This is a genomic window from Roseovarius mucosus (genome assembly GCF_002080415.1).
In the GTDB taxonomy this organism is placed as follows: domain Bacteria; phylum Pseudomonadota; class Alphaproteobacteria; order Rhodobacterales; family Rhodobacteraceae; genus Roseovarius; species Roseovarius mucosus_A.
Genome location: NZ_CP020474.1, coordinates 2,006,577 through 2,030,905 on the forward strand (window position 1 = coordinate 2,006,577; position 24,329 = coordinate 2,030,905).

Annotated in this window: 24 protein-coding genes; 4 read left to right on the forward strand and 20 right to left on the reverse strand. The window is 59.7% G+C overall.

Going from position 1 to position 24,329, the window contains the following annotated elements; translation table 11 throughout:
- Positions 1-930, reverse strand: coding sequence for a histone deacetylase family protein (locus ROSMUCSMR3_RS09625; RefSeq protein WP_008281227.1), 930 nt, complete (start codon positions 928-930; stop codon positions 1-3).
- Positions 931-1,200: 270 nt separating this feature from the next.
- Between ROSMUCSMR3_RS09625 and rsfS the strand changes: the two genes are divergently transcribed.
- Complete coding sequence (rsfS, locus tag ROSMUCSMR3_RS09630; RefSeq protein WP_008281226.1) at positions 1,201-1,566, forward strand: ribosome silencing factor; 366 nt, start codon at positions 1,201-1,203, stop codon at positions 1,564-1,566.
- The gene (rlmH, locus tag ROSMUCSMR3_RS09635) at positions 1,567-2,037 is read left to right on the forward strand and encodes a 23S rRNA (pseudouridine(1915)-N(3))-methyltransferase RlmH (RefSeq protein ID WP_081507188.1); all 471 of its coding nucleotides are present in this window, start codon (positions 1,567-1,569) and stop codon (positions 2,035-2,037) included. It begins immediately after the preceding gene.
- A gap of 39 nt (positions 2,038-2,076) precedes the next feature.
- Here the strand turns inward: rlmH and mscL are convergent, their stop codons facing one another.
- The 6 genes from mscL to argH all read right to left on the reverse strand — a co-directional run bounded on the left by mscL (position 2,077) and on the right by argH (position 8,485).
- Entirely contained in the window at positions 2,077-2,499 is a 423-nt protein-coding gene (gene mscL, locus ROSMUCSMR3_RS09640) for a large conductance mechanosensitive channel protein MscL (protein WP_008281224.1), read from the reverse strand.
- A gap of 158 nt (positions 2,500-2,657) precedes the next feature.
- Positions 2,658-5,258: a TIGR02302 family protein gene (locus ROSMUCSMR3_RS09645; RefSeq protein ID WP_081508593.1), complete on the reverse strand. Its 2,601-nt coding sequence runs from the start codon at positions 5,256-5,258 to the stop codon at positions 2,658-2,660.
- 37 nt (positions 5,259-5,295) lie between these two features.
- The gene (gene lysA / locus ROSMUCSMR3_RS09650) at positions 5,296-6,561 is read right to left on the reverse strand and encodes a diaminopimelate decarboxylase (RefSeq protein ID WP_081507189.1); all 1,266 of its coding nucleotides are present in this window, start codon (positions 6,559-6,561) and stop codon (positions 5,296-5,298) included.
- A 36-nt stretch (positions 6,562-6,597) separates the two neighbouring features.
- Positions 6,598-6,918 (reverse strand): DUF2834 domain-containing protein, encoded by a 321-nt coding sequence (locus ROSMUCSMR3_RS09655; protein ID WP_037297828.1) that lies wholly within the window; start codon positions 6,916-6,918, stop codon positions 6,598-6,600.
- On the reverse strand, positions 6,915-7,097 hold the full coding sequence (locus ROSMUCSMR3_RS09660; RefSeq protein WP_037297825.1) for a hypothetical protein: 183 nt from the start codon (positions 7,095-7,097) through the stop codon (positions 6,915-6,917). Before ROSMUCSMR3_RS09660 ends, ROSMUCSMR3_RS09655 begins: the two co-directional genes overlap by 4 nt.
- Complete coding sequence (gene argH, locus ROSMUCSMR3_RS09665) at positions 7,094-8,485, reverse strand: argininosuccinate lyase (protein WP_008281219.1); 1,392 nt, start codon at positions 8,483-8,485, stop codon at positions 7,094-7,096. The genes ROSMUCSMR3_RS09660 and argH overlap by 4 nt, the downstream gene beginning before the upstream one ends.
- 24 nt (positions 8,486-8,509) lie before the next feature.
- Between argH and ROSMUCSMR3_RS09670 the strand changes: the two genes are divergently transcribed.
- Together ROSMUCSMR3_RS09670 and ROSMUCSMR3_RS09675 are read left to right on the forward strand one after the other, a co-directional pair.
- On the forward strand, positions 8,510-9,076 hold the full coding sequence (locus ROSMUCSMR3_RS09670; protein WP_081507190.1) for a TlpA family protein disulfide reductase: 567 nt from the start codon (positions 8,510-8,512) through the stop codon (positions 9,074-9,076).
- 53 nt (positions 9,077-9,129) lie between these two features.
- Positions 9,130-9,534, forward strand: a complete 405-nt coding sequence (locus ROSMUCSMR3_RS09675; protein ID WP_081507191.1) for a hypothetical protein — start codon at positions 9,130-9,132, stop codon at positions 9,532-9,534.
- Between the two features lie 413 nt (positions 9,535-9,947).
- Here the strand turns inward: ROSMUCSMR3_RS09675 and ROSMUCSMR3_RS09680 are convergent, their stop codons facing one another.
- From ROSMUCSMR3_RS09680 to rplO, 13 genes are all read right to left on the reverse strand, one after another.
- Positions 9,948-11,639 carry an ABC transporter ATP-binding protein gene (locus tag ROSMUCSMR3_RS09680; protein ID WP_081507192.1) on the reverse strand — a complete coding sequence of 564 codons (1,692 nt, stop codon included), beginning with the start codon at positions 11,637-11,639 and terminating at the stop codon, positions 9,948-9,950.
- Positions 11,640-11,643: 4 nt separating this feature from the next.
- A complete protein-coding gene (locus ROSMUCSMR3_RS21130) occupies positions 11,644-12,882 on the reverse strand; it encodes an ABC transporter permease (protein ID WP_081507193.1) in 1,239 nt (412 codons plus the stop codon).
- A gap of 12 nt (positions 12,883-12,894) precedes the next feature.
- Positions 12,895-13,851, reverse strand: a complete 957-nt coding sequence (locus tag ROSMUCSMR3_RS09690; RefSeq protein ID WP_008281212.1) for an ABC transporter permease — start codon at positions 13,849-13,851, stop codon at positions 12,895-12,897.
- 199 nt (positions 13,852-14,050) lie between these two features.
- A complete protein-coding gene (locus ROSMUCSMR3_RS09695; protein WP_008281211.1) occupies positions 14,051-15,661 on the reverse strand; it encodes an ABC transporter substrate-binding protein in 1,611 nt (536 codons plus the stop codon).
- 205 nt (positions 15,662-15,866) lie between these two features.
- The gene (locus ROSMUCSMR3_RS09700; RefSeq protein ID WP_081508594.1) at positions 15,867-17,174 is read right to left on the reverse strand and encodes a replication-associated recombination protein A; all 1,308 of its coding nucleotides are present in this window, start codon (positions 17,172-17,174) and stop codon (positions 15,867-15,869) included.
- Positions 17,175-17,177: 3 nt separating this feature from the next.
- Entirely contained in the window at positions 17,178-18,554 is a 1,377-nt protein-coding gene (locus ROSMUCSMR3_RS09705; RefSeq protein ID WP_081507194.1) for a trypsin-like peptidase domain-containing protein, read from the reverse strand.
- 166 nt (positions 18,555-18,720) lie between these two features.
- Entirely contained in the window at positions 18,721-19,143 is a 423-nt protein-coding gene (gene rplQ / locus ROSMUCSMR3_RS09710; RefSeq protein ID WP_008281208.1) for a 50S ribosomal protein L17, read from the reverse strand.
- A 151-nt stretch (positions 19,144-19,294) separates the two neighbouring features.
- Complete coding sequence (locus ROSMUCSMR3_RS09715) at positions 19,295-20,311, reverse strand: DNA-directed RNA polymerase subunit alpha (protein WP_008281207.1); 1,017 nt, start codon at positions 20,309-20,311, stop codon at positions 19,295-19,297.
- Positions 20,312-20,425: 114 nt separating this feature from the next.
- Positions 20,426-20,815 (reverse strand): 30S ribosomal protein S11, encoded by a 390-nt coding sequence (rpsK, locus tag ROSMUCSMR3_RS09720; protein ID WP_008281206.1) that lies wholly within the window; start codon positions 20,813-20,815, stop codon positions 20,426-20,428.
- Between the two features lie 15 nt (positions 20,816-20,830).
- Complete coding sequence (rpsM, locus tag ROSMUCSMR3_RS09725) at positions 20,831-21,199, reverse strand: 30S ribosomal protein S13 (protein ID WP_008281205.1); 369 nt, start codon at positions 21,197-21,199, stop codon at positions 20,831-20,833.
- Between the two features lie 211 nt (positions 21,200-21,410).
- Positions 21,411-22,055: an adenylate kinase gene (locus tag ROSMUCSMR3_RS09730; RefSeq protein ID WP_081507195.1), complete on the reverse strand. Its 645-nt coding sequence runs from the start codon at positions 22,053-22,055 to the stop codon at positions 21,411-21,413.
- Positions 22,052-23,416 (reverse strand): preprotein translocase subunit SecY, encoded by a 1,365-nt coding sequence (gene secY / locus ROSMUCSMR3_RS09735; protein WP_037297822.1) that lies wholly within the window; start codon positions 23,414-23,416, stop codon positions 22,052-22,054. The genes ROSMUCSMR3_RS09730 and secY overlap by 4 nt, the downstream gene beginning before the upstream one ends.
- A 111-nt stretch (positions 23,417-23,527) precedes the next feature.
- Positions 23,528-24,001, reverse strand: coding sequence for a 50S ribosomal protein L15 (gene rplO / locus ROSMUCSMR3_RS09740; protein ID WP_008281202.1), 474 nt, complete (start codon positions 23,999-24,001; stop codon positions 23,528-23,530).
- Positions 24,002-24,329: the final 328 nt, after the last annotated feature.

Here is a 24,329-nt window from a genome sequence, read left to right on the forward strand (position 1 = left end):
TCAGGCTGCGCCGCGCGCAATCAGCACATCGACATGCGCAGCCACACTTTCAGCCAGCGCATAGAGGTTATAGCCGCCCTCAAGACAACTGACCAGTTTCCCACCACAAAGCTCATCCGCCAGATCACAGAGCCGCTCTGTAACCCAAGCGAAATCTTCCGTTTCCAGCATCAGATCGGCCAGCGGATCATCGCGATGCGCGTCAAACCCAGCAGAAACAAGGATCAGATCCGGCTTGAACGCCCGCACGCGCGGAAACACCTTTTCCTCATACTCTCGACGAAACACCGCCCCGCCCGAGCGCGGCGGCAGCGGCACGTTGAGGATCGTATCGTGCGGCCCTGTCTCATGTGCGGCGCCGGTGCCGGGCCAAAGCGGGTATTGATGCGACGAGGCGAAAAAGGCGCGCGGCTCATCCTCCAACAAATCCTGCGTGCCATTGCCATGATGCACGTCGAAATCGACGACCGCCACCCGTTTCAGCCCGTGATGATCCAGCGCATATTTTGCGGCAACGGCCACATTCCCAAAGAGACAAAATCCCATCGTCGTTTCGCGCTCGGCATGATGGCCCGGCGGGCGGGTGGCGACAAAGACATTGTCGGCCTCGCCCGACAACACCAGATCTACGGCGCGCACAGCACCGCCCGCAGCGCGATGCGCCGCCGCCAGCGTTCCCGGCGACATCCAGGTATCGGCATCCAATTGCACCTTGCCCGAAGCAGGAGAGGCCGCCCGGATCGCCTCGACATGGCTTTTGGGATGCACGCGCAAGAGGTCATCCTCGGCCACCAAGGGTGCCTTGACGAGGATCACGTCTTTGCCCTCCAGCGCCTCCAGAATACGCTCAAGCCGCGCAACCTGTTCGGGATGGCCCTCGGGCGTCACATGGCCCAGACAATCGGGATGGGTGATCAGGGCTGTGGTCATGGCGCTCCTCCGTCATTGAGGTGAAAAGAGCCTGAATTGCGCGGCTTGTCCAGACTGGCCTTTGGCCCGGCTTATCAGGTGCCACCGCGATTATGTGACATTACCTGCATTTCGGCGCGATCTGGAACAGGGTTTATTGAAAAGTCACGCAACTCTTGCTACTTTAGCCTTATACCTTGCACCGGGGTCCTGCGGTGCGCAGCAAAGGAGGACGATGTCCTGTCTTTTACGACATATGCGGCGAAGGCCGCTGACCAGGGGGCCATCGCAATGATGCCCACCATGACCGCAGACAGCGAAGCGCAGCTTGCGGCGATCCTGACATCTCTTGACGATGACAAGGCCGAAGATGTTGTGCAGATCGACCTGCGCGGCAAAACAGCCATGTGCGACTATATGGTGATCTGTTCGGGGCGTTCCTCGCGGCAGGTGTCTGCCATCGCCGAGAAACTGATGGACCGTCTCAAGCAGGATATGGGGATCGTGTCCCGTACAGAGGGCAAGGAAACCGGCGATTGGGTGCTGATCGACACAGGCGATGTCGTCGTTCATGTGTTCCGCCCCGAGGTTCGCGATTTCTATCAGCTTGAGAAAATGTGGCTGCCTTCCGGGCAGACGGCGGCATCTCAAGTCTGAATGCGGGTTCATATCTGCGCGGTGGGCCGGTTGCGGACCGGCCCGGAACGTGTGTTGTTCGACGATTATGTCACCCGGTTCGACCGAACGGGGCGCGCGCATGGCCTTGGCCCTGCGACGCTGATTGAGGTCGAAGATAAGAAGGGTGGGGGCATGTCCGCCGAGGCCACCTTGCTTGATCGGGTGATTCCCCAAGGTGCCGTGCTTGCGGTGCTTGATGAGCGCGGTAAAGAGATCACCTCTCCCGAATTTGCCGATACGCTGGCGGGCTGGCGCGATGCCGGGCGCAGCGATCTGGCTTTGGTGATCGGTGGGGCCGATGGCATCGCGCCTGAATTGCGCGCCCGTGCCGATTTCGCGCTGTCCTTTGGCCGCATGGTCTGGCCACATATGCTGGTGCGGGTGATGCTGGCGGAACAGCTCTATCGCGCGGCCTCGATCCTCGCCGGTAGCCCCTACCACCGGGTTTGAGAGGACGAGAAGCGTAATTGCTCCTCGCCCTTGCCGTGCTTACTTTTTCAGCGCGTCGCGGATTTCCATCAGAATATCCAGTTCGGACGGGCCGGGATCAGCGGCGGCTGCCTCTGGTTTCGGCTTGGATGTGGCATCCTTGGCGCGGTTTACCAGCTTGACCAGAATGAACACCACCCAAGCGATGATCAAAAAGTTGATAACGGCCATGACGAACCGGCCATAAGCGAACACCGCGGCGCCCGCCTCTTCTGCGGCAGCGATCGAGGCATAGTCGCCCGAGCCCAGCACGATATAGAGGCCCGAAAAGTCAATGCCGCCCAAGAACAGGCTGATGATCGGGTTGATCAGATCGGCAACAAGCGAGCCGACAATCGCCGTAAAGGCCGCCCCGATGATGATACCAACGGCCATGTCCATGACATTGCCCTTAGCGATGAAGTCCTTGAATTCCTGAATCATTTCCGTCCCTTTTTTACTGACACACAGGGGCGTGTTCGCGCGCCCGCGTCGGGATTTACCATATACTTGCAACAATTTGCGATAAATTCGAAAAACTGCCTGGGGAAATACCTCTTGCCTCTCCCCGCAAGAGCGGCGTTTGGATCGGTCAAAAAGACCTAGAACCGCTCCAGCAGCCGCTTGAGATAGTCCAGTTCCACATCCGGCCGAGCGCCTTCGCCTGACCGCTTGCGGATCTCATCAAGCAATTCTCGCGCGCGGCGATAGACATCCTCACCCTGCAAAAGACTGTCTTGCGTGCCCACCTGTCGGCCCTGCCCGGCCTCGCGCCCCAAGGGATCAGCCTGAGCCTGACCGGGCTGGCCTTCGGCCTCGCCCTGCCCACCGGGATTCTGTTGTTCCGCCATGGCCTCGCCCATATTGCGCATGCCCTCACGCAGGGCCTCCATTGCCTCGGCCTGATTATCGATGGCCCCGGCCAGATCATCGTTGCGCAGCGCGTCTTCGGCCCCTTCCATGGCGCGGCCAGCACGCTCCAGCGCATCGCGCGCGGCCTCGCCTGCCTCGCCACCCAATTGCGGCAAACCCTGCCGCTGCCGCTCCAATTCCTGTCTCAGCGCCTCTTGCCGCTCAGCCAGCGACCCCTCGGCACCTTCGCCATCCTCGGCCTGTTCGCGACCTTCACCACCTTGGCCCTGTTGCTCGCCGCCTTGCCCACCTTGGCCTTGCTGACCATCATGGCTCTCACCTCGGCCCTCGCCGCCGCTGCGGCCCTCATTGTTCTGCGACTGGCCGGATTGCGCACCTGGATTGAACTGTTCCTGCAAATCCCGGAACGCCTGATCCGACAGGCCCTGCTGTTCGCGCAGCGTTTCTGCCAACCCCTCCATCGCCTGTTCGCCGGGGGATTGACCCTGCTGGCCCTGCCCCTGCGTGACCTGCATGTTCTCCATCATCTGCTGGAACTCTTCGAGTGCCTGCTGTGCCTCGGCATAGCGGCCCTGCTCCATCAACTCTTGGATGCGGTCCATCATGTCTTGCAGATCCTGTTGGTTCATCTGCATCATGTTCTCGGCGCTGCGCTGATCGCTTTCTTCCGGGTTTTCACGCTCTGCCTGCTGCATCTTTTGGCGCAGATAATCTTGCGTGGCATCGCGCAAATCCTGCATGAGGCGCGCAATCTCTTCTTCGCTGGCGCCGTTCTTCATCGCCTCGCTCAGGCGCTCTTGTGCAGCACGCATCCGCTCCAGCGCATCGCCCAGATCCCCATCCTCAAGCAAGACGCCAAGATCCCACAGCGCCTGCGCAATCTCATCACGCTCGGCCGCGTCCAGCCCATCGCTCTGCGTCATTGCCTCAAGCTGCCGGATGATGATCCGCAGGCGCAAATACGCTTTCTCTGACCGAAAAAGCCGGCCTTCTGGCTTGTATGACACCGCCCGCAACACCTGCGCGACACGGGGCGCGTTCTGACGCGACCACAAAAGATCGCGGCGCTGCTCGATCACGGCTGCAGCCATTGGATCGAAAAACCGCCGTGCGGGCAGGGCCATCTGGAAGGGCTCGGATTGCCCCTCTTGCCCCGCCGCATCCGCGACCTGCAAGCGCAGGGTAACGGGCAAATGCGCCCAAGGATGCTCGGACAGGTTCTCGACCAATGTCTCTGTAAACTCGGTCCGATCCCCGGCCAAAGGCATCGGTAGATCAAGGCTGATGGGGTCACGCGCGTCAGGCTCTACCGCCAGACCATGCCGCCGATCCACTTGGGCCAAATCGAGCGTAAAGACCGCGCCGCCGCTGACCACACCGTAATCATCGCGCGCGCCAAAGGGCTGGCTCATTTGCCCGTCAAAGGCAGTGCGGGCGTCGCGCTCGATGACCTCGACCGTCGGTGCCGCATCGGCGAGCGCTTGGACGGCCCAACTCCGACCGCCCGGCCCGTCAATGCGCAAGTCGCCAGTGCGGGTAACGTCAAAGTTCTGCTCTGGATCGGTGATTGCGGCCTCGGTGCTACCGCCTGACACTGTCTCAAACAGGCTGAGCGCCCCCACCTCGCCATAGAACCGCAAGGTGATGCGGCTGCCCTCGGGCACTTCGATCACCGCGCCCTGATCGGCCAGATAGAGGCTCGGAAGCCCGGTGTAGGCAGGCGGCTCTATCCAGCCTTCCCATGTCGGACCAGAGGTCAGCGCCGCCGCACCCCCACCTGGCACCATTTGAACGACAGATCCCGCGCGCCAGACCGAACCAAAAAGGAGGGCCACGATAAGACCCAAAAGCGCAATATAGCGGACGCCAAAGGGGTCTTGTCGTGACAAACGCAAATCCGGCTCGACCGCGCGCGCCTGCGCCGCGCGTGCTGCCATGCGCGCCTGATGCGCCTGCCAGAGTGCTGCCGACCCGGCATCGCCCGCGCCAATCGCCTGCACATCGCCAAGTGCTGCCAACGGCCTGCCGGGCATCGCTTCATCCAGCCGCGCCAGGGCCTCGGCCCGACGCGGGAACCGAAACCGGGCCATGCCCAGCACGCCAAAGGCGAGTACGGCCAAAGCGGCCAGCATAGCCGCACCCCAGACCACCTCGAATGCGGCCATATCCTGAAGGCCCAGCATCAGCGCCGCTGCGCTCAACGCGATCACGCTCCAGACCGGCCAAAAGGCGCGCACCAACCGCTCGGCGATCAACCCCGCCCATGTCAGCATGAGCGGTCGCCGCAACCGCGCGGTCATCACCTTCAAGGGGTTTTCGGTCGCAGCCATGCGCGGCACCTCATCTTGGCCCCGCGCGCCCATCGCGTCAGAGCCATTCAGGGATGGTATCGCGATTTATCATTTCGTCAAAGGTCGGTCTGCCCCGGATCACGGCAAAGTCACGCCCATGCACCAGAACTTCGGGCACCAGAGGCCGCGTGTTATACTCGCTCGACATCACCGCGCCATAGGCACCAGCACTGCGGAACGCCACCAGATCACCTTCGGCCAATGGCGGCAGCATGCGCCCTTTGGCAAAAGTATCGCCCGATTCGCAGACCGGCCCCACCACATCATAGGGGCGTTGCTCGACACCCGGTGTCGCCTCGTGCAGGGGCACGATATCATGATGCGCATCATACATTGCCGGACGGATCAGGTCATTCATCGCGGCATCGAGGATCAGGAAATCCCGACCTTCGCCGGATTTTACATAGATCACGCGGGCAACCAGAATCCCAGCATTGCCAGCGATCAAGCGGCCTGGCTCGATCTCGATCTCGCAGCCCAGATGCCCCAGCACCTCGCGGATCAGCGCGCCATATTCCGTGGGCAACGGCGGGGCCTCGTTCGAGCGGGTGTAGGGTATACCCAGACCGCCACCCAGATCGAGGCGACGGATATCATGCCCATCGGCGCGCAGAACCTGCGTGAGTTCTGCGACCTTTTCATAGGCAAGGCGGAACGGTGCCAACTCGGTCAGTTGGCTGCCGATATGAACGTCGATCCCGATAACCTCGAGCCCCGGCAGGGCCGCAGCCTGCGCATAGACCTCGCGCGCTCGGGCAATCGGAATACCAAATTTATTCTCGCTCTTGCCGGTAGCAATCTTGGCATGGGTCTTGGCATCCACATCGGGATTGACACGAATTGTGATCGGCGCACGAAGGCCCAATTCCAGCGCCACGGCATTGAGCACCGCCATTTCCGGCTCGCTCTCGACGTTGAATTGCCGGATGCCGCCGATAAGCGCCATGCGCATTTCGTCCCGCGTCTTGCCCACACCCGAGAACACGATGCGCTCGCCCGGCACGCCTGCGGCACGCGCGCGCGCATACTCACCGCCCGAGACCACATCCATGCCAGCGCCCAAACCCGCCAGTGTCTTGAGGATCGCTTGATTGCTCGCCGCCTTCATGGCGTAGCAAACCAGATGATCCATACCTGCCAGCGCCTCGTCAAACAGGCGGAAATGCCGAGACAGGGTAGCCGTGGAATAGCAGTAAAACGGCGTGCCAACCGCTTCAGCGATCTCTGAAAGCGGCACATCTTCGGCGTGCAACACGCCATTATGATAGAGAAAGTGATCCACGCGCCATCCTGCCCCGTTTCTTCGTTCCAAAAATACTCAAATGTCGCGTAAGCCGCCCCGCGATGCTCGCAAGAACAGATAGAGCGGCAAACCGCAACTCACCCCAATGCAGAACGTCGCCGGAATGGCGATCAGGCCCAGCCAGTGCCGGTGCTTTACGGCCTCGGCAATCACCCAAACGGTAAGCGCCACGGCGGCAATCGTGAGATCCCAGACCAGACCCGAGCTTGCGGCGTTGGCGTGCCAGGCATCGACCATACCCATGAGATCATATCCGTTTTGCCCGAACCATTGCAGGAACCAGTACATCGGATGAATAGCGCCCCATATGGCCAGCGCCGCAAAAACCCATCTCACAGGCCCAACCCCACGCCAAGATTGACGCCGCCGACGCGAACACCACCGCCGACACCGACATTGACCCCATTGGTGCCAACACCAACGTTCACCCCCGCCGAGGGGCGCACCGGCTCTCCATCGACGCCGCAACCTGACAGAATCGCTAGGCCGAGCAAAGCAAACCCAAGTCGTTTCATCCCAACCGTTCCTTCCACCGCGCCACTTGCGCGCGCACCTGTGACGGTGCCGTACCCCCATAGCTCACGCGTGAGGCAACCGAATTATGCACGCCCAAGACATCATAGACCGACGCGGTGATTTCGCCATGCACCTCTTGCATCTCGGTCAAGCTCAGGTCTGGCAAATCGCACCCCTTGGCCTCTGCCTTGGCCACCAAGGCCCCTGTCACGTGATGCGCCTCGCGAAATGGCATATCGAGTACCCGCACCAACCAATCCGCAAGATCGGTTGCGGTCGAAAAGCCAGACCCGGCTGCGGCCTCTAGATTATCCGTCCGCGCCGCCATGTCGCGCACCATGCCTTCCATCGCGGCCAGCGCCAGCATCAGGTTGTCGGCGGCGTCAAAGACCTGTTCCTTGTCTTCCTGCATATCCTTGGAATAGGCCAGCGGCAGGCCCTTCATGACCATCATCAGTGCCACATTGGCCCCGAAAATCCGCCCCACTTTGGCGCGGATCAACTCTGCTGCATCGGGGTTCTTCTTTTGCGGCATGATGCTTGACCCGGTGGAAAACCGATCGCTCAGCGCCACAAACCGGAACTGCGCCGACGACCAGATCACCAACTCCTCGGCAAAGCGGCTTAGATGCATGGCACAGATGCTGGCCGCGCCCAGAAATTCCAGTGCGAAATCGCGGTCGCTGACAGCATCCAGGCTATTGGCGCAGGGGCGGTCAAAGCCCAGCGCCTTGGCTGTCATCTCGCGGTCAATCGGAAAGGACGTGCCCGCCAGCGCCGCCGCGCCCAAGGGGCATTCATTCATCCGCGCCCGCGCATCGCGCACACGGCTTAGATCGCGGCCAAACATCTCGACATAGGCCATCATATGATGCCCCCATGTCACCGGTTGTGCGGTCTGCAAATGGGTGAACCCCGGCATCACCCAGTCTGATCCGGCCTCTGCCTGCACCAGAAGGGCATGCATCAACGCCTGCAACGCCTGATCCACCGCATCCAGTTGATCCCGCACCCAGAGCCGGAAATCGGTGGCCACCTGATCATTGCGCGACCGGCCGGTGTGCAGCCGCCCAGCAGGCGCGCCGATCAAATCCTTGAGCCGCGCCTCGACATTCATGTGAATATCCTCAAGCGCCGTGGAAAAGGTGAATTCCCCCGCCTCGATTTCTGACAAGACCGTGAGGAGGCCTTCCCTCATCGCGGCGGCATCACTATCACTGACGATACCTGTTGCCGCCAACATCGCGGCATGGGCCCTCGAGCCGGCAATATCCTGTGCCGCCATCCGCTTGTCGAATGAGATCGAGGCATTAATTGCCTCCATGATCGCATCCGGCCCGGCGGCAAAGCGGCCGCCCCACATCTGGTTCGAGGTCTTGTCAGTCATGTCTTTGGCCCTTCGGAGGGAATTATGAAACGCATTCGTCAGATCGTCCTTTATATGGCCATGGCCCTTGGTGCAAATGCTGCCATGGCCGATATTGCCACGCTTGAGGCGCTGCGCGACGGCGACATGAAAAAACTGAATTTCCTCTCTGCGCCCGCGCCCGTTCCTGAGACAGAATACACCCGCGCTGATGGCACCATCGGCACGCTCGCCGATTTTCAAGGGCGTCATGTCGTGCTGAATTTCTGGGCCACGTGGTGCGCCCCCTGCCGCGCCGAAATGCCCACGCTCTCGAATCTGCAAACTGAAATGGGAAGCGAGGATTTCGAGGTTGTGACCATTGCCACGGGCCGCAATGCCCCCACCGCCATGGCCAAATTCTTTGATGAGATCGGTGTCGACAATCTGCCACTGCACACCGACCCCAAAAGCGCGCTCGCCCGCGCCATGGGCGTCTTTGGCCTGCCCATCACGGTCATCATCGATCCGGAAGGCCATGAGATCGCGCGCTTGCAAGGGGATGCGCATTGGGACTCGGAAAGCGCCAAGGCGATCATTGCGGCCTTGGTGGAAGGCGATAGCGGCAGTTGAGCTTAGGCCGGAAGTGTGGCTAGAATCGGGGATTGCAGAAAGGTAACTCTCCGATGAACACCCGCATAGCATCATTGATCAAGGTGGCCTCTCTGGGACTGCTGGCCGCCTGTGCCACGCCACGGGAGCAATGTATCTCTGGTGCAACCGAGCAATATCGCAGCGTTGAGGCCGCTATCGCAACCGCCCACGGAAATATCGCGCGCGGCTATGCGCTACACACGCAAACGGTGCCCCACACGGTTCCGTCGACCTGCTATCGTAACGATCCGTACCGGAACATCGTGATCCCCTACCCCTGCCCCACAACGCAGTACCGCACCCAGACCACGCCAGTCGCAATTGACGTATCTGAGGAGCGCCGCAAATTGGCGGATTACCAGAAAATCCTCCCGCAACTGAGAAAGCAGGCGCAGGTTCAGGTCCAGCAATGCGTGGCGCAATTCCCTGAAGAATAAAAGCCCGAGTGCTGCATTGTGCTGAAAGGCCCTGTGCTCTGCAAAGGTCGGTTTCAGACACTGAGTCTTCGCAATCGCGCGATATGCCGAAATCGGGCAGGTGGCATGCCGTAAACGCATGGATTTTCGCCAAAATACCCATTGTGCAAACGCAGAAATCTATTATGTGCGCCCTGTGATCGTGAACGCGATCCGGGGACGCAACGCTATAACGGAGGCAAGCCGATGACCCGCGACGAATTGAACCGCGAACTGCGCGCGCATAGTGCCTCCTGGCAGGCAGTGGTGATCGTCTATGGCGCGATCATTGGCACGTTCGTTTTCTCTGCCATGGCGATCCTGTAACGCCGCATCATCCATAAATCAGCGCATAGTGGCGCGGAGGGAGATTACCCTCCGCACCCAATGTAATATCAAACGTTAGCACCCGAGACCTTGGGATCGTTTGGATCGATTCGCGCTGCGGCAGCATCGCCGACATTGTCTATCCCACGCTCTTCGAGCAACGTGGTGAGCCAATTGGGGTCCATCTCTGGCACCGAGCTAAGCAGCAGATCAGTGTAGGGGTGGTGTGGCGGTGTGAACATCTCGTCCTTGGGGCCCTGCTCAACCACTTTGCCATGCTGCATCACCACCACCTCATCGGCGATGGAACGCACCGTTGCGAGATCATGGGTGATGAACATATAGGCCAGCCCCAACTCGTTCTGCAGCCGGTCGAGCAGGCGCAGGATACCTTCGGCCACAAGCTGATCAAGGGCCGATGTCACCTCGTCGCAGACGATAAAGGTTGGTTCCGCCGCAAGGGCGCGGGCAATACCGATCCGCTGCTTTTGGCCGCCAGACAATTCAGGCGGATAACGGTTGTAATATTGCGAGGGTTCCAACTCGATCAGATCGAGCAACTCGTCCACCCGGTTCTTAAGCGCGACCCCTTTGAGCCCCGAATAAAAGGCGGCCGGACGCCCGATGATCTCGGAAATCCGGACCTTGGGATTGAGCGCGGTATCCGCCATCTGATAGATCATCTGGCACTGGCGCAATTGATCCTTGGTGCGGTCCTTGTAGCTGGGTGGAAAGGGTTTGCCCTTGAACAACACTTCGCCCTTGGAGGGCGGCAAAAGACCTGTGATCACTCGCGCTGTTGTGGATTTACCCGAGCCGGATTCACCCACCACCGCAACGGTCATGCCTTCATAAATGTCGAAACTGACATCATCCAGCACCTTGGCCCCGCCGGTGTAGGAGGCATCGACATTGCGCACTGAAATCAGGGGCACGCCATCCTTGGGGCGATGGCGTTGCGGGCTTTGAAAGCTGCGCACAGCCCAGAGGGATTTGGTATATTCTTCCTGCGGATTGTCGAGCATCTGCTTGGTGGGCGCTTCTTCGACCTCGCGCCCTTTGAGCAGCACCTTGATCGTGTCGGCCATCTGCGCCACCACGGCAAGGTCATGGGTGATGTAGATCGCGGCGGTGTTGAATTGATCGACGATGTCGCGAATCGCGGCCAAAACCTCGATCTGCGTGGTCACGTCGAGCGCGGTTGTGGGTTCATCAAAGATGATCAGATCAGGCCGACAGGACATGGCCATCGCGGTCATTGCACGCTGCAACTGCCCGCCAGAAACCTGATGCGGATAGCGAAATCCGATTTCCTTGGGGTTGGGCAGGCGCAACCTCTCATAGAGGTCCATGGCATCCTCTTGCGCCTCTAGCCGCTTTTTCAGACGGTATTGCAGCGGCGCTTCGGTGTGCTGGTCAATGATCTTGTGCGCCGGATTAAAGGAGGCCGCCGCCGATTGCGCCACATAGGCAATGCGCGAGCCGCGCAGCATGCGCCGCTCACCCTCGGAGGCGGTGGTCAGTTCCATCCCGTCGAACTCGATCGAACCGTTGGAAATGCGCGTGCCGTCGCGGGCATAGCCCATGCAGGCCGCGCCGATGGTCGATTTACCCGCACCCGATTCACCGATCAGGCCCATCACCTCGCCACGATGGAGGGTCAGGTCCACGCCCTTGATGATGTCCACCCAGGTTTCGTCGGAATAGCCCTGAATTTTCAGGTCGCGGATTTTCAGAAGTACGTCTTTGCTCTTGATCATGGGGTCACACCTTCAGGCCGGAGGAACGGTAGAGCATCCAGTCCACCACGAAGTTAACCGCAACGGTCAGAAGCGCGATGGCCGCTGCGGGGATGAGCGGGGTGATATCGCCAAACGAGATCAGCGTTGCGTTTTCACGCACCATAGAGCCCCAGTCGGCGGTGGGCGGCTGAATGCCAAGCCCGAGGAAAGAAAGCCCCGCGATAAGCAAGAACACGAAGCAGAACTCAAGACCGAATTCCGCGATCAAAGGGGCCGTGGAATTGGGCAGAATCTCGCGGCGGATGAGATACCATCTGCGTTCGCCGCGCAGTTTCGCGGCCTCGATGTAATCCATCACAACCACGTTGCCCGCCACCGCCCGCGTCAGGCGGAAAACGCGCGGGCTATAGATTACCGCGACCACAAGAATAAGGATGATCTCGGACGGGTTGAAGATCGTCAGCATAAAGCCGCCAAACAGTGCCGCGACCCCCGCAAGGATCGCAAGACCAATGACCCAGCCCATCAGGCTGCGCTCTGCAATTGCCGAGACGAGCAAAAGGCCCGTGATCCCGGTGAACGTCGAAAGCAACCAAAAGCTGGTGGTATCGTTCGCAAGGTCGCCACCAAAGATCGACAGCATCAGCAGGGCAAAGATCAGCGACGGAATCGACATGATCACATCCGAGGTCCGGGCTAGGAATTGGTCGAACCAGCCACCCGAGGTTGCGGCCATGAGACCGGCGAGCGCCCCCAGAAGAAACGCCATGACCGTGCCCGCCAGTGCCAGTGCCACTGTGTTGCGCGCGCCATAGACCAGCCGGCTAAAGATGTCGCGGCCCAGTTGATCTGCACCAAGCAGCATATTTGCATCCGCCGGGGCAAAGGCCGAGGTAATAACCTCTGCCTCGCCATGGGGCGCGATGAGCGGGGCAAAGATCCCAGCGACGGCAACGGTAAAGATCACAAACATGCCAAAAGCCGCCGTGAGCGGCGCCGTGCGCAATTCCTTGGCAAGGTTCTTGGACGCTATCGCGACCAGAAACTCGCGGAAGGCATAGGAAACCATGGCCGAAAGGGCCAAGAGCCCCGCGAGAATGGCCACGATGCGAAGAGCCGAAACGCCGCCGATGATGCCCAGAACAAAGGAGACCAACGTCAGGGAAAAGAGCAGCAAAAAGGCCGACCGCTTGTTGAAATAGGCTGCAACGCAGGATGCACCGAGCAACAGGGTATAGTAGGCGATGACGAATACACTCATATCTCTAGACCCTTACTTCGGATGCCGCAGGCGCGGATTGGTCAGGATTGAGCCCACATCCGCTGCGAGGTTGAGAAGGATGAAGGTCGCGGCAAAGATCAGGCAACACGCCTGAACCACGGGGAAATCCCGTTTGCTGACCGCATCGACCAGCGCCTGACCAATGCCCGGATAGACAAAGACAACCTCAACCAGCACCACGCCGGTGATGAGATAAGCCAGGTTGAGCGCCACCACGTTGATGATCGGAGCCCAAGCATTGGGCAGGGCATGTTTGACAATGACCTTCCAGGGGGGCGCACCCTTGAGGCGGGCCATTTCGATATAGGGCGACGCCAAAAGGTTGATGATCGCCGCGCGGGTCATCCGCATCATATGCGCAGTCACAACCAGAACGAGGGTCAGCGCCGGCAGGAATGTGCGGTAGAGCAGGTCACCAAAGCTCATGTCATTGCTGAGGCTGGCGATGGCGGGAAACATGCCCGTCTTGACCGCGAGATAAAGAATAAGAATGTAGCCCAAAAAGAACTCTGGGCTTGAAATCGAGGTGAGCGTCGCAACATTCGCCACCCGGTCAAAGATCGAGTTGCGCAGAAGCGCCACAAGGACACCCAGCACGATGGAAATCGGCACGGCAATCGCGGCGGCGTAGGCGGCGAGAAAAAGCGTATTGGCAAAGCGCTCGCCAATCGTTTCGGCCACGCTGGCCCCCGTCACGATGGAATTGCCGAAATCGAGCATCACCGCCCCAGAGAGCCAATGCAGATAGCGAATGATTGCGGGCTGATCGAGGCCCATTTCCTTGCGCAGTGCCGCCAGATTCTCGGGCGTTGCGCCCTGTCCCAGCACCGCCTGCGCAATGTCGCCGGGCAAAAGCTCGACCATAAAAAATATGATCACGGATATGACCAGTAGAATGATCAATCCCAATCCGAGCCGTTTTGCGACGAGCCCAAGGATATCCCCCATCTTTCCCTCCTGCTGTTTTTGCCTTTCGCCTTGTCACGTGGCGCGGCCTTTATGGCTTAGGCTAACAGTGTTTTGGGTCTCGGCGGAAAATATTTCCGCATCAGACCCATCGCAGTGACGCAAAATGCCGAAGCGGGCTTGCCCAGGCTTCGGTGGCTGAAAACCCGGCACCCTATGGTGCCGGGTCTTGAAAGTGGCGTCAGGCCTCAAACCACCAGCGGCTTGCGGCGCGTGCGCCATCACAGCCCCAGCTTGCCGCAACCTGTTCCGGGCGCTTGACGCCCTTGCCGCGCGCATAGACCCAGTTGTTGAAGAACGGAAGAAGGGTGCCACCGTCGTCGCGCATCAAAAGGCACATCTCACGATACATCTCGGCGCGCAGGGTCTGATCCAGTTCGGCCTTGGCCTTGAGCAGCAATTCGTTGAAGCGCTCGTTCTGCCAACGGCTTTCGTTCCAGGCGGCATCGTTCTTGTAGGCCAGCGTAAACATAACGTCGGGCGTCGGGCGTGCGCCCCAAGACACGGCGCTGAACGGCTTTTTCAGCCAGACATCAGAATAATAGCCATCGCTTGGCTCGCGCACGACCTTGATGTCGATCCCTGCCGCCTTGGCCTGTTCGGCATAGAGCACGCACATATCAACCGCGCCCGTATAGACGCTCTCGGCCACCGAGAGATTGACAGAAAGCCCCTCTTGCCCTGCCTCCTTAAGCAGCGATTTGGCCTGATCCGGATCATATTCCCGCTGCGGGATATCCTCGGGCCAATAGGGCTGGACCGGCGAAAGATGGAAATCGTTGCCCTTGGTCGCGGCGCCAAAAGCAATCTTTTCGATAATTTCATCCCGGTTCATCGCAAGTTTCAGCGCGGTGCGCACGCGCACATCGCTAAAGGGTGCCGTGTCGCAGAACATCGGCATCGTGATTGCGCCGCCAGAGGGGATGTTGTCGACCGATATGTCGGGATTGCGCTGCAAGAGCGCCAGCGTCTTAAGCTCGATCAGCGACACGCAATCCACATCCCCCGTCACTAGCGCAGTTTGGCGTGCATTGGGATCGTTGAGGACGATCATCGTTACCTTGTCAAAATAGGCACCATCGCCGTGCCAGCCATCGTGGCGCGTCAATTCCCAGCGAATGCCGAATTCGCCAGAGTCGATCTTGTAGGGGCCAGAGCCGTCACCCGACTGCCAATCAATCGTACCATCGCCATTCGAGGGACAGATCGCAAAGTGATAGTCGGTCATGAGCCAAGGCAAATCGGCATTGCCACGGGCAAGGCTGATTGTAACCGTGTGGTCGCCATCAGCGGTGATGTCGGTCACATCCGTTAAAAGCGCCTTAGCGGCCGAGGTCGAGGCGTCGCCCCGGTGATGATTGAGGCTGTCGATCACATCCTGCGCCGTGACCGGCTTGCCGCTATGAAAGGCAGCATCTGGGTTAAGCGTGAAGGTCCACTGCATGGCGTCCGGCGTCGCCTCCCATCCGGTGGCCAAATCGCTACCAAGGGAGTTGTCCGGCTCAATCAGGGTCAGATAGCTGCGATGTGTGTGGGCCAAAAAGATCATCTGACGGGTCACATACGTCCCCGGATCATGGGTGTCCGAGGTGTTGCCATCGTGAATGCCCCATCGGAATGTGCCGCCCGGTGTCGGGTTGGCGGCGGCGGATGTGCCCCAAAGGCCGGTCGCGGCAGAGGCGGTCAGACCCGCAGCAGAGGCAAAATGCAGGAACGACCGGCGAGAGATTGCGCCGGTGCAAGCAGCCTGCGCAAGCCGGTCCAGAAGGACTTGATCAATATTCTTTTTCATAGGGTTTCCCTGTCTTGTTTTGTTTCTTGGATTTGCGAAGACGCGACATCAGCCCATCCAGAAACCTTGGGTTTCGGAGGGTCAACAAGGATGCACAAAAGCGACATTCTTATAACAAAACACGAAACGCGGCGCGTTTCCAGACCTTAATCGCACCCTGCCTGTAGATAAAAAGGTCATAAATTCTGAGGTTTTATTGGTTTCCTCAGGTGCGACGCAGACGGAGCTTGGCGAAATACTCGAGTCGTTTTTTGAGCTCTCGTTCGTAACCGCGCTCGACCGGTTGATAGAGAACCGGGCGTTTCATGCCATCCGGAAAGTAGTTCTGGCCAGAGAAACCATCCTCGGCGTCATGGTCGTAGGCATAGCCCTCTCCGTAGCCCTGTTCCTTCATCAACCGGGTGGGAGCGTTGAGAATATGCTTTGGCGGCGGCGCGCTCCCGGTCTTTTTCGCCTCGCGCAGCGCGGCCTTGTAGGCTGCGTAACCTGCGTTCGATTTGGGTGCGAGCGCGAGATAGGCCACCGCCTGACCCAATGCTAATTCGCCTTCGGGGCTGCCGATCCGCTCATAGGTTTCCCAAGCATGCAGGCAGATGGATTGCGCTTGCGGATCGGCGAGGCCAATATCCTCGATCGCCATGCGCAGAATGCGCCGTGCAAGATAGCGCGGGTCCTCGCCCCCTGTCAGCATGCGCGCCAGCCAGTAGAGCGCTGCATCCGGGTCCGATCCACGCACGGATTTATGCAGCGCAGAGATGAGGTTGTAATGTTCATCTCCCGACTTGTCATATTTGGCGGCGCGCTTCATCAGGCGCGTGGCCAGAGCGGCGCTGTCCAGCTTGCCTTCGACTTTCCACGCGGCGACTTGTTCAATCAGATTGAGAAGCGCGCGCCCATCCCCATCGGCCATGTCAAGCAGCGCCTCTCGCGCCGGACCGTCGAGCGGCAAGGCGCGGCCCAACTCTTGTTCGGCGCGCTGTGCGAGGCGTTCCATATCTGCCAGAGTGAGGCGCGTCAGCACCAAAACTTGCGCGCGGCTGAGCAGCGCGGCGTTCAACTCGAAACTCGGGTTCTCCGTCGTGGCACCAACCAATAGGATCGTGCCATCCTCCATATGCGGAAGGAACCCGTCCTGCTGCGCCTTGTTGAAGCGGTGGATTTCATCGACGAAAAGCAGCGTGCCACGGCCCTGAGTGCGGCGATGCTTTGCCTCGTCGAACACTTTGCGCAGGTCTGGAACGCCGGTGAAAATGGCGCTGATCTGAACAAAATGCAGGTCCGTCTCATCCGCCAAGAGCCGGGCAATGGTGGTCTTGCCCACACCGGGTGGGCCCCAGAACACCAGCGACGAAAGGCTTCCCGAGGCGAGCATCACCCCAAGCGGGGCCTCAGGGCCAAGCACCTGTTCCTGTCCGATCACATCCACCAGACGGCGCGGCCGGAGCCTGTCTGCCAGCGGACGGGGGCCAGTATCCGGGCGAGGCGTAGCGCCGCTATCGAAAAGATCTGCCACCACTTAGATCCTAAACCGCAGCGCCATGCGCCGCCCATCCCGCAAGACATCGAGGCTAAGGGTGGTCATCGCCTCTTCCAGCGCGTCCTTTGCGGCACGGCTGGTGCCGATGGGCACGCCGTTGACCGCGCGGAGAATGTCGCCGGGCCGCAATCCGGCCCGCGCGCCAAATGGGCCGGGATCTTCCACCAACGCGCCCTCTGACATCAGCGGCAGCCGATATTGATCAATCACGACCGGATTGATGGTCACAAGGGTCAGTTGCGGGATTGCGGCGCGCGGACCAGTTTCCAAAGGGTCGCGCGGCGGGCTGTCGGGCGCGGCGATCATCGCAATCTCGATTTCCTGCTCTGTCCCCCCACGCAGGCGGGTAATATTGGTCGTTGACCCAATACCAGCGACTGACATGCGATAGATCACCTCGGCCGGGCTGTTGACGGGCTGGCCACCGACACGGGTGATCACATCGCCGGGGCGAATATCAGCGGCAAAGCTGCTTTGGGGATGTACCTCGGAAATCACGACACCATCAGGGCGGGCGATACCCAGCCCCTCGGCCATGTCGGGCGTCACGGGCTGGCCCCCCAGACCGGCCCAAGGCCGCTCAAACTCCGTTTTGCCCGCGCGTGCCTGTGCCACGAATTGCGCCACAAGGCCGGCGGGGATTGCGAAGCCGATGCCGTTCGAACCGCCTGAGCGCGACAGGATCGCCGTGTTGATGCCGATAAGGTCGCCGTTCACATCGACCAGCGCCCCGCCGGAATTACCCGGATTGATCGGCGCGTCAGTCTGGATGAAGTAGCCGCGCGCATTGCCCGTAGCCGTGCCCGACCGCGCAAGACCCGAGACTATGCCGCTTGAAACGGTCTGGCCCACACCAAACGGGTTGCCGATGGCCAATACCAATTCGCCCACTTGAACGGTGTCACTGTCGCGCAGGGTCAGGGCAGGCAGACTTGGGGCATTCTCGACCTGCAACAGCGCCAAATCCGCCTCTTCATCGGCCAAAAGGACGCGGGCGGCATATTCACGGCGGTCGTTCAATACCACGCGGATATCCGTAGCCTCTCCCACAACATGATAGTTTGATACGACGATACCATCCGCCGAGAGGATCACGCCAGAGCCCAAGGAATTTTGCACACGTGGGCGGGTGCTGCCGAAATCGTTGAAGAAGCGCTCAAAAAACGGATCTCCACGAAATGGGCTGCGGCGTGCCTCGACGATGCGACTGGCATAGATATTGACCACCGCCGGAGCGGCCTCTTGCACCACCGGAGCAAAGCCGAGCTGGATTTCAACCTGCGAGGTTGGCACGCGGGTTTCGGCGCGCGGCAAGCCGGGAAGGGCCAACAGAACAAGGCAGAGAAAGCGGAACATGACAGGCTCCCCAAGGATTTTCTTGGCCTTTGAGATATGCTGGGAGTGACGCGGCAATGCAAGGCTTTGCGGCGCCTAGTGGTGGTATGTTCCCGATGCCAAACATGCAAAACCCCCGCCCGTGAGGGCGGGGGTTAATCTGTAACCATCTGAAATGGTTATGATCTTATTCGTCGTCTGCCATCTCAAAGGCGGCATTGCGGGCCTTGTCCGATGCACCTTTGGCATCAACGTCACGGTCCACGAATTCGATGATCGCCATCGGTGCCATGTCACCATAACGGAAGCCAGCCTTGAGCACACGGACGTAGCCGCCCTGACGGTCCTTGTAGCGGGGTCCGAGAATGTCGAACAGCTTGGCCACATAAGCGTCTTGCTTGAGTTGGCTTGCGGCCTGACGGCGGGCGTGCAGGTCGCCACGCTTGCCCAAAGTGATCAGCTTTTCGATGATCGGGCGCAGTTCCTTGGCCTTGGGCAGGGTGGTCTTGATCTGCTCATGTTCGATAAGCGAGCCAGCCATATTCGCCCAAAGCGCCTTGCGGTGCTCATGGGTGCGGTTCAGGCGGCGGTAGCCTCTTGCGTGACGCATTTTCTATCTCCTTAGCGTGTTTTGCTTTGTCCGGCGGTCTGATGCGTGTCAGCCGCTCTCCTTGGGGCATTGGCCCGTATTTTCCCCGGCATTCCGGGCATTACCCCACCCTACGAAGCTCTCCGTAGGGTGGGTGTATCGCACGCGTATATCAGAACGCGTCTTCGAACTTCTTGGCGAGGTCCTCGATATTGTCTGGCGGCCAATCCTCGACATCCATGCCAAGGTGCAGGCCCATGCCCGAGAGCACTTCCTTGATCTCGTTGAGCGACTTGCGGCCAAAGTTCGGCGTGCGCAGCATCTCGGCTTCGGTCTTTTGGATCAGATCGCCGATGTAAACGATGTTGTCGTTCTTGAGGCAGTTGGCAGAACGGACCGACAATTCCAACTCGTCCACTTTCTTGAGCAGGAGCGGGTTGAATTCGAGACCGTCATCGTCATCCTGACGGCTGGCCGACTCGGGTTCGTCGAAGTTCACGAAGATCGACAGTTGATCCTGCAGGATGCGCGCGGCATAGGCCACGGCATCATCCGGGGTGATCGATCCGTCGGTTTCGATTTTCATCGTCAGCTTATCATAGTCCAGAACCTGACCTTCGCGGGTCGGTTGAACCTCATAGCTGACGCGCGAGATCGGCGAATAGATGGCGTCGATCGGAATAAGGCCGATAGGCGCATCTTCAGGCTTATTCTTGTCAGCCGACACATAGCCCTTACCCTGATTCACGGTCAGTTCCATGAAGAGGTCAGCGCCTTCGTCGAGGTGGCAGATCACATGATCCTTGTTGAGAATCTCGATACCCGCGCTGTCAGAGATGTCACCGGCAGTGACAACGCCCGGACCCTTGGCATTGACCGAAAGACGCTTGGGCCCTTCGACTTCCATGCGGATCGCAACACCCTTGAGGTTGAGAACGATGTCGGTCACGTCTTCGCGGACACCGGCCACCGAGGAGAACTCGTGCAGCACGTTGTCGATCTGCACGGCGGTGATGGCCGCACCTTGCAGCGAAGACAGAAGAACGCGGCGCAGCGCGTTACCCAGCGTGAGACCAAAGCCGCGCTCGAGCGGCTCGGCGATCAGAACCGCCTGACGCAGCGGGTCATTGCCGGGTTTTACTTCAAGCTGTGTCGGCTTGATCAATTCAGCCCAATTCTTGTGGATCATGCGTCCCTCCATTCTTGCCCTGTTCCCATGTCCAAAGGTTCAGAGCGCCCGAGGATGTAAAATGACGAAAGCGGGACCGCGCCAAGGCGCGGCCCCACCAAGAGATGTATCGGATCAGACCCGGCGGCGCTTCGGTGGGCGGCAGCCGTTGTGCGCCATCGGTGTCACATCACGGATCGACGTGATGTTAAAGCCGACAGCCGCCAAAGCGCGCAGCGCCGATTCACGGCCCGAACCCGGCCCCTGAACTTCGACGTCAAGCGAGCGCATGCCGTGTTCCTGTGCCTTGCGGCCAGCATCCTCAGCGGCCATCTGCGCCGCGTAGGGCGTGGATTTGCGCGAGCCTTTGAAGCCCATGGTCCCAGCCGAGGACCATGCGATGGCATTGCCCTGCACGTCCGAGATCAGGATCTTGGTATTGTTGAAGGAAGAGTTCACGTGAGCAACGCCAGTGGCGATGTTCTTGGAAACCTTTTTCTTGGTGCGTTTGGTATCGCGTGCCATATCTGCTGCCCTCCCTTATTTCTTCTTGCCGGCAATGGCTTTTGCCGGGCCCTTGCGGGTGCGGGCGTTGGTGTGGGTCCGCTGACCACGCACCGGCAGATTGCGACGGTGACGCAGGCCGCGGTAGCAGCCAAGATCCATCAAACGCTTGATGTTCATCTGGGTGTCGCGGCGCAGGTCGCCTTCGACAGTGTAATTCGCGTCGATATGTTCGCGCAGGGCCAGAGCCTCGGCATCCGAAAGCTCGTTTACGCGACGCGAAACGTCGATGCTGAGCGCTTCGCAGATGGATTTGGCCGAGGCATGGCCGATTCCGGTGATGTAGGTAAGGGCGATGGGAACCCGTTTGTTGGTCGGGATGTTGACGCCGGCGATACGTGCCAAGTGTAGCTTCCTTTTTCGTTGCGGTTCCGTAGCACCAGAACCTTTTTTCACAACGTAAGCCCGAAGCGATCACGCACCGGGCCGCGGCTGATTCCAAATGAGTGATTCGCATACCGGGTGCGACCCGGAACCAGAATCAATCTCGTGTTCGAGATAGGGCTGGTTATGGGGAAATGGTCGGGGCGTCAAGGCCCCGAACCCCTATCAATCGCTATTTGTCAAGCGCTTCTGCAATCTCAGCCTGCACCGCGTCAATCTCAGCCAGACCATCGACCGAGGTCAGTTGACCATGGGCATAGTAATAGCCAAGCAGCGGCGAGGTTTTCTTGTAATATTCCATCAGACGATTCCGCAGCGCGTCTTCGTTGTCATCCGCACGGCGTTTGACATCTGTAGAGCCACACTTTGCGCATTTGCCATCCGCAGGCCACGGCTTGGTGATGTCATTATAGACCTCGCCACACCCACCACAGGTTGAACGGGCCGTGATGCGCTGAACGAGCGCTTCGTCATCGACGCGCAATTCGATCACTGCCTCCAAGGTCTCGCCGGTTTCTTCGAGCAGATCGGCCAAGGCATCCGCCTGCGCCAGTGTGCGTGGGAAGCCGTCAAAGATGAAGCCGCCTTTGCGCGCGCCTTGCAACTGCTCGCGTATCAGGCCGATCACGATTTCATCGGTCACAAGATCGCCGCGCGCCATGACATCTGCGACGATGCGCCCCATCTCAGAGCCGCTGTCCTTGGCGGCGCGCAACATGTCGCCGGTGGAGAGCTGGATCATATCCCGGCTTTCGACAAGATAATGTGCTTGGGTGCCCTTGCCTGCGCCCGGCGGTCCGAGAAGGATGATATTCATCGCCGCGCCGGTGCCTTTCTGCGGCTGCGTTTCTTGCCCTTGCCGCTCAGTTGGGATTTCTCGATCAAGCCCTCGTATTGATGGGCCAGAAGATGCGACTGAACCTGCTGAATAGTATCCATCGTCACGGAAACGACGATCAGAACCGACGTGCCGCCAAAGTAGAAGGGAATGGCGAACTGGTTACGCAGGATCTCTGGCAGAAGGCAAACCGCAGCGAGATAGGCAGAGCCGATGACCAGCACACGGTTCACAACGAAATCAAGATATTCCGCCGTCCGTTTGCCCGGACGAATACCGGGAATAAAGCCGTTCTGGTTCTTGAGGTTCTCGGCCACGTCATCGGTTTTGAACGCAACGTTGAAGGTGTAGAAATAGGCAAAGAACACGATCATGATCGTGAAGAACAGCAGATAGAGCGGCTGTCCAGGTCCGAAATAGGCCATCACGGTCGAGAGAACCGGATTGGTGGTATTTCCGGAGAACGTCGTGATCGTGGCCGGAAGAAGAAGAAGAGACGAGGCAAAGATCGCCGGGATCACGCCCGCCGGGTTGACCTTGACCGGCAGGTGCGACGAGCCGCCATCATAGATCTTCATACCGACCTGACGGCGGGGATATTGAATGTGGATCTTGCGCAAAGAGCGTTCCATGAAGACCACAAAGGCGATCACGGCCACGACCATCAGCATGACACCCACGATCACCGCAGGGCTGACCGCACCAGACCGGCCCGATGCAAAAAACTGAGCCAGGGCCGCGGGAACCTCGGCGATGATACCGACAAAGATGATCAGCGAGATGCCGTTGCCCACGCCGCGCGCGGTAATCTGCTCGCCCAGCCACATCAGGAACATGGTGCCCCCGATCAGCGTGATCATGCAGGACGCGATAAAGAACATGCCGGGATTGGAGACCATATCGCCCGACTGCAGCGATACGGCAAGCCCGTAGGATTGCAGCGTTGCAAGGGCAACCGTACCGTAGCGGGTATATTGGTTGATCTTCTTGCGACCCTGCTCGCCTTCTTTCTTGAGTTGCTCAAGAGCAGGCACCATTGCGGTCATCAGCTGAACAATGATCGACGCCGAGATATACGGCATGATGCCCAGAGCAAAGATGCCCATCCGTCCGAGCGCGCCGCCGGTAAACATGCTGAGCATGCCACCGATTGAGGCCTGCGCGCCCTCCATGAACTCACGCAGCGCCACACCGTCGATACCCGGAACCGGGATGAAGGTACCCAGCCGGTAGACGATCAGCAGGCCGAGGGTGAACAGGATGCGTTTGCGCAGTTCGGTGGCTTTGCCCAGCGCGGACCAGCTGGTGTTGGCCGCCATTTGCTCTGCTGCAGATACCATTCGCGGGTCTCTTTCATTTGACAACGCCGCCTTGGGCTGTTTTCCAGCTCAGGCGGCGTCAAAGGAAAACTTGGGCTATATGTAAGCGGCACAGATGCCGCTCACAACCTCTTATTCAGCCGCTTGCGCGGTTGTGACCGAGAGGGAGCCGCCGGCCTTTTCGACCGCTTCAATCGCAGCGCGCGAGGCACCTGTGACCTGAATGGTCAACTTGGCGGTCACGTCACCCTTGTTCAGGACGCGGATACCATCAAGTTTGCGACGGACGAGACCCGAGGAAACCAGTGTTTCTTCGGTGATCGGTGCAGAGCCGTCAATCTTGCCAGCCTCAACGAATTTCTGGATCAGGCCAAGGTTGATGACAGCAAAGGATTTGCGGTTCGGCTTGTTGAAGCCGCGCTTGGGCAGACGCTGATAGAGCGGCATCTGGCCACCCTCGTAGCCACCGATCGAAACACCCGAACGGGATTTCTGACCCTTGATACCCCGGCCAGCGGTTTTACCCATGCCGGAACCCGGACCACGGCCAACGCGCTTCTTGCGCTTGGTGGCACCGGGATTGTCGTGCAGTTCATGCAGTTTCATGTCGCTATCTCCTTGCCGGATGCGGCCCCCAGCGACGGGAGCGGCCGAACGCGGCGTGTGTGGGTTGAGTCGGACCCCATTACGAGGCCACCGGGGGCGTATAGACGGTGCCGAGGTCCTTGACAAGAGCGGCGCATCGCGCCCGGAACCGCGATAGCCTCGCTGGAAATTCTCGCGAGAACCCTGATTTTGCGCTATCCGTTGAGCGCAGCGCAGACAGGAAAAGACAAGCCACTGAGCCAGTCGGCGGTCGCGCCGGTAGCTTGATCAGCGGAATACCAGACTCCTCGATTTTGTCGCGGGCTGTGTTCGCTCGACAGAGCTTGGG

What these genes read in the sequence shown, in the direction of transcription:
- ROSMUCSMR3_RS09680 (WP_081507192.1), bottom strand. Translation starts at nt 11,639, where the DNA reads ATGATCAAGAGCAAAGACGTACTTCTGAAAATCCGCGACCTGAAAATT.
- ROSMUCSMR3_RS09695 (WP_008281211.1), bottom strand. Translation starts at nt 15,661, where the DNA reads ATGAAAAAGAATATTGATCAAGTCCTTCTGGACCGGCTTGCGCAGGCT.
- ROSMUCSMR3_RS09670 (WP_081507190.1), top strand. Translation starts at nt 8,510, where the DNA reads ATGAAACGCATTCGTCAGATCGTCCTTTATATGGCCATGGCCCTTGGT.
- rplQ (WP_008281208.1), bottom strand. Translation starts at nt 19,143, where the DNA reads ATGCGTCACGCAAGAGGCTACCGCCGCCTGAACCGCACCCATGAGCAC.
- argH (WP_008281219.1), bottom strand. Translation starts at nt 8,485, where the DNA reads ATGACTGACAAGACCTCGAACCAGATGTGGGGCGGCCGCTTTGCCGCC.
- ROSMUCSMR3_RS09645 (WP_081508593.1), bottom strand. Translation starts at nt 5,258, where the DNA reads ATGGCTGCGACCGAAAACCCCTTGAAGGTGATGACCGCGCGGTTGCGG.
- rplO (WP_008281202.1), bottom strand. Translation starts at nt 24,001, where the DNA reads ATGAAACTGCATGAACTGCACGACAATCCCGGTGCCACCAAGCGCAAG.
- ROSMUCSMR3_RS09705 (WP_081507194.1), bottom strand. Translation starts at nt 18,554, where the DNA reads ATGTTCCGCTTTCTCTGCCTTGTTCTGTTGGCCCTTCCCGGCTTGCCG.
- ROSMUCSMR3_RS09675 (WP_081507191.1), top strand. Translation starts at nt 9,130, where the DNA reads ATGAACACCCGCATAGCATCATTGATCAAGGTGGCCTCTCTGGGACTG.
- secY (WP_037297822.1), bottom strand. Translation starts at nt 23,416, where the DNA reads ATGGTATCTGCAGCAGAGCAAATGGCGGCCAACACCAGCTGGTCCGCG.
- ROSMUCSMR3_RS09690 (WP_008281212.1), bottom strand. Translation starts at nt 13,851, where the DNA reads ATGGGGGATATCCTTGGGCTCGTCGCAAAACGGCTCGGATTGGGATTG.
- rpsK (WP_008281206.1), bottom strand. Translation starts at nt 20,815, where the DNA reads ATGGCACGCGATACCAAACGCACCAAGAAAAAGGTTTCCAAGAACATC.
- ROSMUCSMR3_RS09660 (WP_037297825.1), bottom strand. Translation starts at nt 7,097, where the DNA reads ATGAAACGACTTGGGTTTGCTTTGCTCGGCCTAGCGATTCTGTCAGGT.
- ROSMUCSMR3_RS09730 (WP_081507195.1), bottom strand. Translation starts at nt 22,055, where the DNA reads ATGAATATCATCCTTCTCGGACCGCCGGGCGCAGGCAAGGGCACCCAA.
- ROSMUCSMR3_RS09625 (WP_008281227.1), bottom strand. Translation starts at nt 930, where the DNA reads ATGACCACAGCCCTGATCACCCATCCCGATTGTCTGGGCCATGTGACG.
- ROSMUCSMR3_RS09715 (WP_008281207.1), bottom strand. Translation starts at nt 20,311, where the DNA reads ATGATCCACAAGAATTGGGCTGAATTGATCAAGCCGACACAGCTTGAA.
- rsfS (WP_008281226.1), top strand. Translation starts at nt 1,201, where the DNA reads ATGATGCCCACCATGACCGCAGACAGCGAAGCGCAGCTTGCGGCGATC.
- mscL (WP_008281224.1), bottom strand. Translation starts at nt 2,499, where the DNA reads ATGATTCAGGAATTCAAGGACTTCATCGCTAAGGGCAATGTCATGGAC.
- rlmH (WP_081507188.1), top strand. Translation starts at nt 1,567, where the DNA reads ATGCGGGTTCATATCTGCGCGGTGGGCCGGTTGCGGACCGGCCCGGAA.
- ROSMUCSMR3_RS21130 (WP_081507193.1), bottom strand. Translation starts at nt 12,882, where the DNA reads ATGAGTGTATTCGTCATCGCCTACTATACCCTGTTGCTCGGTGCATCC.